General features: G+C 67.5%; 6 protein-coding genes. 3 read left to right on the forward strand and 3 right to left on the reverse strand.

Features of this window, described 5'->3' with window-relative positions; translation table 11 throughout:
- Nucleotides 1-95: 95 nt before the first annotated feature.
- Complete coding sequence (locus tag ACFP2T_RS41920; protein WP_377432463.1) at nt 96-959, forward strand: integrase core domain-containing protein; 864 nt, start codon at nt 96-98, stop codon at nt 957-959.
- A 127-nt stretch (nt 960-1,086) separates the two neighbouring features.
- Here ACFP2T_RS41920 and ACFP2T_RS41925 read toward each other — a convergent pair whose 3' ends face one another.
- Both ACFP2T_RS41925 and ACFP2T_RS41930 read right to left on the reverse strand, forming a co-directional pair.
- On the reverse strand, nt 1,087-2,493 hold the full coding sequence (locus tag ACFP2T_RS41925; protein ID WP_377432465.1) for an amidase: 1,407 nt from the start codon (nt 2,491-2,493) through the stop codon (nt 1,087-1,089).
- A 376-nt stretch (nt 2,494-2,869) separates the two neighbouring features.
- Nucleotides 2,870-3,346 (reverse strand): MerR family transcriptional regulator, encoded by a 477-nt coding sequence (locus tag ACFP2T_RS41930; RefSeq protein WP_377432467.1) that lies wholly within the window; start codon nt 3,344-3,346, stop codon nt 2,870-2,872.
- A 114-nt stretch (nt 3,347-3,460) separates the two neighbouring features.
- Here ACFP2T_RS41930 and ACFP2T_RS41935 point away from each other — a divergent pair, with 114 nt between their 5' ends.
- Both ACFP2T_RS41935 and ACFP2T_RS41940 read left to right on the forward strand, forming a co-directional pair.
- Complete coding sequence (locus ACFP2T_RS41935; protein ID WP_377432468.1) at nt 3,461-4,510, forward strand: aldo/keto reductase; 1,050 nt, start codon at nt 3,461-3,463, stop codon at nt 4,508-4,510.
- Between the two features lie 14 nt (nt 4,511-4,524).
- Nucleotides 4,525-5,826 (forward strand): MFS transporter, encoded by a 1,302-nt coding sequence (locus tag ACFP2T_RS41940; protein WP_377432470.1) that lies wholly within the window; start codon nt 4,525-4,527, stop codon nt 5,824-5,826.
- Nucleotide 5,827: 1 nt separating this feature from the next.
- Here the strand turns inward: ACFP2T_RS41940 and ACFP2T_RS41945 are convergent.
- Nucleotides 5,828-6,189: ATP-dependent DNA ligase (locus ACFP2T_RS41945; RefSeq protein WP_465264296.1), on the reverse strand; the 362-nt coding region annotated here is incomplete at its 5' end.

The following is a 6,189-nucleotide window of genomic DNA, read 5'->3' on the forward strand; positions in this document are numbered from 1 at the left end:
GTTGCGGTCCTGCATCGGCAGGTCAGCCGTCCGGATCTCGAGCCAGCGGATCGGGCGGTGCTGTCGGTGTTGTCGCGTCTGCTGCCCAGACCGAGGTGGCGAGTTTCTTCGTTACCCCGGCCACCCTGCTGCGGTGGCACCGCGACCTAGTCGCCCGACGGTGGACGTACCCGAGGCGTCCGGGTCGCCCGTCAATTCGAGGGGACGTGCGCAGGCTGGTGCTGCGGCTGGCCGAGGAGAATCCGACCTGGGGCTGCCGGCGGATCCAGGGCGAGCTGGTCGGCCTCGGCTACCGGATCGCGGCCAGCACCGTGTGGAAGATCCTCACAGGGGCCGGGCTGGATCCGGCACCGCGGCGGATCGGGCCGACTTGGACCCAGTTCCTGGCCGCCCAGGCCAGGGGGATTCTCGCCTGCGATTTCCTGCACGTCGACACGATCGGCCTGATCCGCGTCTACGTGCTGTTCCTGATCGAGATCGCGACCCGGCGGGTACACATCCTCGGCGCGACCACGAATCCGACCGGGGTGTGGGTAACTCAGCAGGCCCGCAACCTCATGATGGACCTCGGGGACCGAGGGGCCCGGTTCAAGTTCCTGATCCGGGACCGGGATACCAAGTACACCGCCATGTTCGACGACGTGTTCACCGCCGAAGGGATCGAAGTCCTGCGCAGCCCGCCCGGCGCACCGCGAGCCAACGCTCACGCCGAACGGTGGGTACGCACGGTACGTCGGGAGTGCCTGGACCGGATGCTGATCTACAACCCGCGGCACCTGCACCTCGTGCTGGACGAGTACGTCAGGCACTACAACGATCACCGACCCCATCAGGGCCGAGCCCAACGCCCACCGAACCGCGAGACACCACCTCCACCGGTGGCCGACCTGGCCACGGTCCGGGTAAACCGGCGGAAGATCCTCCACGGCACAATCAGCGAATATTTGCAGGCAGCGTAGCCAGAACCGAGTTTACGAACGGCACAAGGACATGCCCGCGTCGCTCTGGGCCCGGCGCGGCCGGGCACGTCGAGAGGCGCTCGCTGAGCGCTCCCGTCGAGGCGCCCGGTGTGGGCCTATCCGGCCGTCAGAGGGCGGGGTGCTGGTCGCGGACCGGGCTCAGCGACTCCAGCAGCGAGGCGATGTACAGGATCGTCGACTCCGAGTGCCAGTTGGCCGCTAGTTGCACACCGATCGGCATGCCGTCGCTGCTCGTGCCGAACCGCATCGACAGGGCCGGGAGTCCGGTCAGGTTGAATGGGACGGTCGGCGTCATCAGGCGGAAGGCGTCCACAGTCTGGCCGTCTATGGTGAACTGCTTGAGTCCGTGTGCGTGCGCGGGGATCGACGTCACCGGGAGCAGCAGCGCGTCGTACCGCTGGAAGTACTCCGCGAAACCATCCCGTAGCCGCTCGACGCCCTGCTCGGCCTGGACGTAGTCCTGCACCGGCGTGTCGGGTGTGGCGAGCATGGTCTTCGAGTACGTGAACCTGCGGTCTTCGTGACCCGCGGTGGCCTCCTGCATCGCCGGTTTCATCTCCATGACGTGCTGCCGGGCGAAGAGTTCGAAGGGGTTGTCCCGTTCGAGAGCCGGGATGTTCACGGCCTCGACCCGGATCCCCGCTCCCGCCAGGGCCTCGGCGGCCTTTCGCACGGTTGCGGCGACCTCTGGATCGATGGGGCCGAGTCCCGAGTCGACCAGCCAGCCGACGCGGACTGGCCGGTCCGGCGAGGCGCCCAGGCCGGCGTCGAACTCGCGCGGGACGGTGGCGAAGCCGTCGGTGCCGTCAGGACCGGCCAGCAATGAATACGCCAGTGCGAGGTCGCGGATGCTGCGGGCCATGGGGCCGGCGTGCCAGTCCCGACGCGGCTCCCGCGGCCAGGTCCCGGTCAGCGGGATGCGCCCGTGCGTTGGCTTGAGGGCCGAGATACCGGTGTCGGCCGCCGGCCCGCGTAGCGAGATGGACAGGTCGCTGGCGACACCGAGCGGCGACATCCCGGCCGCGATCGCCGCGGACTCCCCGCCGCTCGAACCGCCGGAGCTGCGGTTGAGGTCCCAGGGGTTGTTCGTCCTGCCGGTCAGGAGGTTGTCGGACTCGATCCAGTACGCGAACTCCGGGAGATTGGTCTTCGCCAGGAGGACCGCACCGGCACGCTTCATGCGCGCCACGCAGGTGGCGTCCGTGTCCGGGATACGTCCCGCGAAGATCGGTGAACCGCGCTGGGTGAGCACCCCGGCGGTGTCGAACGAGTCCTTGACCGTGAAGGGCACGCCGTGGAGCGGTCCCACCTCCGCGCCCGCCGCGAACGCTTCGTCCGCAGCCCTCGCGGCGTCCAGCGCACCGTCGGCGAGCGTGACGACGGCGTTGATCCTCGGATTCACGGCCTTGATGCGGTCGAGGTGGGCCTGAACCACCTCGACGGCGGAAACCTCTCTGGCGCGGATCAGCTCGGCGAGCCCGGTAGCGTCGAGCTTGTTGAGGTCACTGGTCATGATAATTCCCATCACGCTCCGGGCAACTGAACAGACAGCACTGACCGGGCCCGGTGCGCCGCAGGTAGCGGTGGCTTGTCAGACGTGAAGGACCTCGGCGACGGATTGAGAAACCTCTCAAACATTCTGAGGAGGAGCAAAGCGCGACACGCACGTTGCAGCCAGATTTCGCCTATATGAGTGAATGCGGCCGCTCCCAGCAGCGATGGCCGAAGTTTCCGTTCCCACCTGAGCGCCGAGCAGCCGTCGGCGATGATGGCAAGGTATCGCTGCCACAGGTCGGGCGAGGCGTCCGGCACGTAGCTGGTGACGTAGTTGGGCGCCCATCAGCAGGATGACGTCGGCACTGGTGGCGTCGGCCCGCACGGCGCCGTGTTCACGAGCCCGACACCCGCGCGTAGCCGATGCGGATCTCGGTCGGCTGCGCCGGTGCCGAAGGGGTTGGAGCGTGACATTGGTGGTCGCCGGCGCTGTCCGGGTCGAGGAGGTCCTCATACACCCCGACCTTGAACCTGATCAGGTCCAGGCACTCGGCGAGTCTGCCGATCTGGGTGGTGACGTGGGCTTGGTGCTGGCGCATGAGCGTGAGTCGTTCTTCCTCGTTGCCGGCTCCTTGCCGGACGAGGTCGGCGTATCGGCGTAGCGCGGGCAGGGGCATGCCGGAGGCGCGCAAGATGACGCAGACGGTGAGCCAGTCCACGTCATCCTGGCTGTAGACGCGGCGCCCGCCAGGTCCGCGTCGCACAGGGTTGACGAAGAGGCCCTCGTGCTCGTAGAAGCGCAGCGCGTGGACGCTCAAGCCGGTGCGTTCGGCGACCTGCCCGATGCTCAGATTTGTGGTGACCTCAGCCATACCGTTCAGGGTAGCGGCTTGACCTAGAGCCGACTCTAGATCCTAGGGTTCCCCGTGCGATCGACGCTTCCGTCGCTCTGTAATCACGGCTGAACCAGTAAGGGAAGCATCACCATGCGCTATCGCACCCTCGGCGGAACCGGTATCGAAGTCAGTGCTTACTGCCTCGGGACCATGATGTTCCAGGATGTTGGGAACCCCGATCACGACGATTGTGTCCGTATCATCCACGCGGCCCTGGACCAGGGGATCAACTTCGTCGACACCGCCGACATGTATGGAGCGGGAGAGTCCGAGGAAATCGTGGGAAAGGCGCTGCGGGGGCGTCGTGACGACATTGTACTCGCCACCAAGGTCCACTTCCAAATGGGTGAGGGCCGCAACCGCAGTGGCAACTCACGGCGTTGGATCCTCAAGGCGGTCGAGGACAGCCTCAGGCGCCTGAACACCGACTGGATCGACCTCTACCAGGTCCACCGCCCCGACGACTCGACCGACATCGAGGAGACGCTCTCGGTGCTCAGCGACCTCGTGCGCGAGGGGAAGATCCGCGCCTTCGGCTGCTCGACGTTCCCCGCCGAGGAGATCGTCGAGGCGCATCACGTCTCCGAGCGGCGTGGCCTCGGACGCTTCCGCAGCGAGCAGCCGCCGTATTCGATCCTGGCCCGCGGGATCGAGACCTCGGTCCTGCCCGTCTGCCAGCGCTACGGGATGGGGGTACTGGTCTGGAGCCCACTGGCCTTCGGGTTCCTCACCGGCAAGTACCGCAAGAACCAGCCCATCGACCTGTCAACTGGCCGTCCCACAATCCGACCGGAACGATTCGATCCCACGATCGCGGAAAATGCCGCCAAGCTCGACGTCGTCGAACAACTCGTCGAACTCACGGAAAACATCGGCTGCACCCTCCCGCAGCTCGCCATTGCCTTCACCGTGGCCCACCCGGCCGTCACCTCGGCGATCATCGGGCCGCGGACCATGCCACAGCTGGAGGACCTCCTCAAGGGCGCCGCGCTCACCCTCGATGATGCGACCCTCGACCGAATCGACGCGATCGTGCCGCCCGGAACCAACCTGTACAACCCCAACGCTCCCTTGCCCCCGCGCTCACTGACCGACACCACACTGCGTCGCCGCCCAATCACCGACCGCGCCGCCGCCTGAGCGAGCTGATAGTGGTGGGCCAGAATTTGAAACGAGGGAGACGGGCGTCCCCCCGTCTCCCTCGCGCCTTCCGAGTCTTTTTGTTCGGTGAAGCCGTCAGCCTGTTCGGGACCGCGACCACGGCGACGCTGCTGTCGCTGCTCGCGGCCACGCAGCTGGATGCCGGTCCGGGCTGGATGGGAATCCTGGCGGCGGCGAGCTGGTCACCGTGGCTGATCCTCGGTCTGCCAGCCGGTGCGCTCGCCGACCGGTGGCCGCCCCGCACGACGATGATCGTGAGCGATCTGATCGCGGCCACCGCTGCCGCGACCGTGCCGCTGCTGTGGTTGACCGGCACGCTGTCGCTTGCGGCCCTGGTCGCGGTCGCGTTCGTGATCGGCTCGTGTGCCGTGGTCTTCCGAGCCGCGCTGCCCCGACTCGTCATCCGAGTGGTGGATGCGGAGCAGCTCGGGACCGCGAACTCGATGCTTTACGCCACCGAATCAGCCAGCACGATCGTCGGGCCAGGGCTGGCCGGCCTGATCGCCCAGGCCATGTCCGCCGCGCTCGGCGTGCTCCTCGACGCGATCAGCTTCCTCGTATCGGCCGTCTGCCTCGCCCGAACGCGCCCCGCGACCCGGCTACCCAATCATGCCGCGGCCGTGCCGGAAGAGTCCTTCCTGCAGCGAATCCGAGCCGGCGTCAACGTCGTCGCCCGCGACCGTTATTTGCGGTACTTCGCCGGCCTGGCCGCGGTGCAGAACTTCGGCCTCACCGGCCTGCTGTCACTCCAGGTCCTCTTCCTGGTCGACGAGCTCGCCGCACCACAAGTAGTGACCGGACTCGTGCTCGCCACCGGCGGCGTCGGCGGCGTCATCGGCGGGCTCCTCGGCCCACATGTCGCCCACCGGCTCGGTACCGCGCGCGGCCTGATCGCGTTGCAACTCACCAGCTGCAGCTGCCTACTGGTGCTACCAGCTGGCCCCGGCGCAGGTGTCGCGTGGATGGCCGCCGGGCTGCTTCTATGCGAGTTCGCGATCGTCGCAGACAACGTCATCCGCACCACCTGGCGCCTCACCTACGTCCCTGACCACCTCCAGGCCCGCGTCAGCACCACTATCCAGATGCTCGCCTTCGCCGCGATGCCCGCATCCGGGCTCGTCTCCGGCTGGCTCGGCCATCAACTCGGCGTCCGCACCGCCCTCGCGATCATGCTCGGCATCTACGTCGCGGCCGCACTCACCATGCCACTCGGCCCACTCAAAGGCCGGCGCGACCTCCCCGCCCCACCCCGGCTCTCGCGGCTCCTCGAAAGGACCGCTTCCGCAGCACGATGAGCTACGCGCTCTGTGGGCATATGGCGATCTGCGCAGGCGCACCGCGCAGTAGCCGATGCAGCTTCGCCCGGCGTGTGGTCAGCGGCTGGTCAAGCAACTCGACGCCGCGCCCATCCCGAAGCAGGTCGAACGCGACGAGATGGGCCGGGTGCTTCCGAACCATCTCCGGCAGCCTGCGGCCGGCTGTCAGGCGGCGCTGCAACAGAGTGAAGCTGCACCGGCCGCGGTGGGTGTCCCAGACCAGCAACTCGCCATCGAGCACCGTCCGTGCCGGCAACGCCGCCGCTAGTGGGGATACCAGATCTAACCCGGGTGATTCACAGTGATCGTCAAGTTGTCGGCTCGTACGGCGTGTAGATAGGC

It is taken from the genome of Plantactinospora solaniradicis, from assembly GCF_042658085.1.
GTDB lineage: Bacteria > Actinomycetota > Actinomycetes > Mycobacteriales > Micromonosporaceae > Plantactinospora > Plantactinospora solaniradicis.

Coding starts and splice junctions, on each gene's coding strand:
- ACFP2T_RS41925 (WP_377432465.1), bottom strand. CDS start 2,493: ATGACCAGTGACCTCAACAAGCTCGACGCTACCGGGCTCGCCGAGCTG.
- ACFP2T_RS41930 (WP_377432467.1), bottom strand. CDS start 3,346: ATGGCTGAGGTCACCACAAATCTGAGCATCGGGCAGGTCGCCGAACGC.
- ACFP2T_RS41935 (WP_377432468.1), top strand. CDS start 3,461: ATGCGCTATCGCACCCTCGGCGGAACCGGTATCGAAGTCAGTGCTTAC.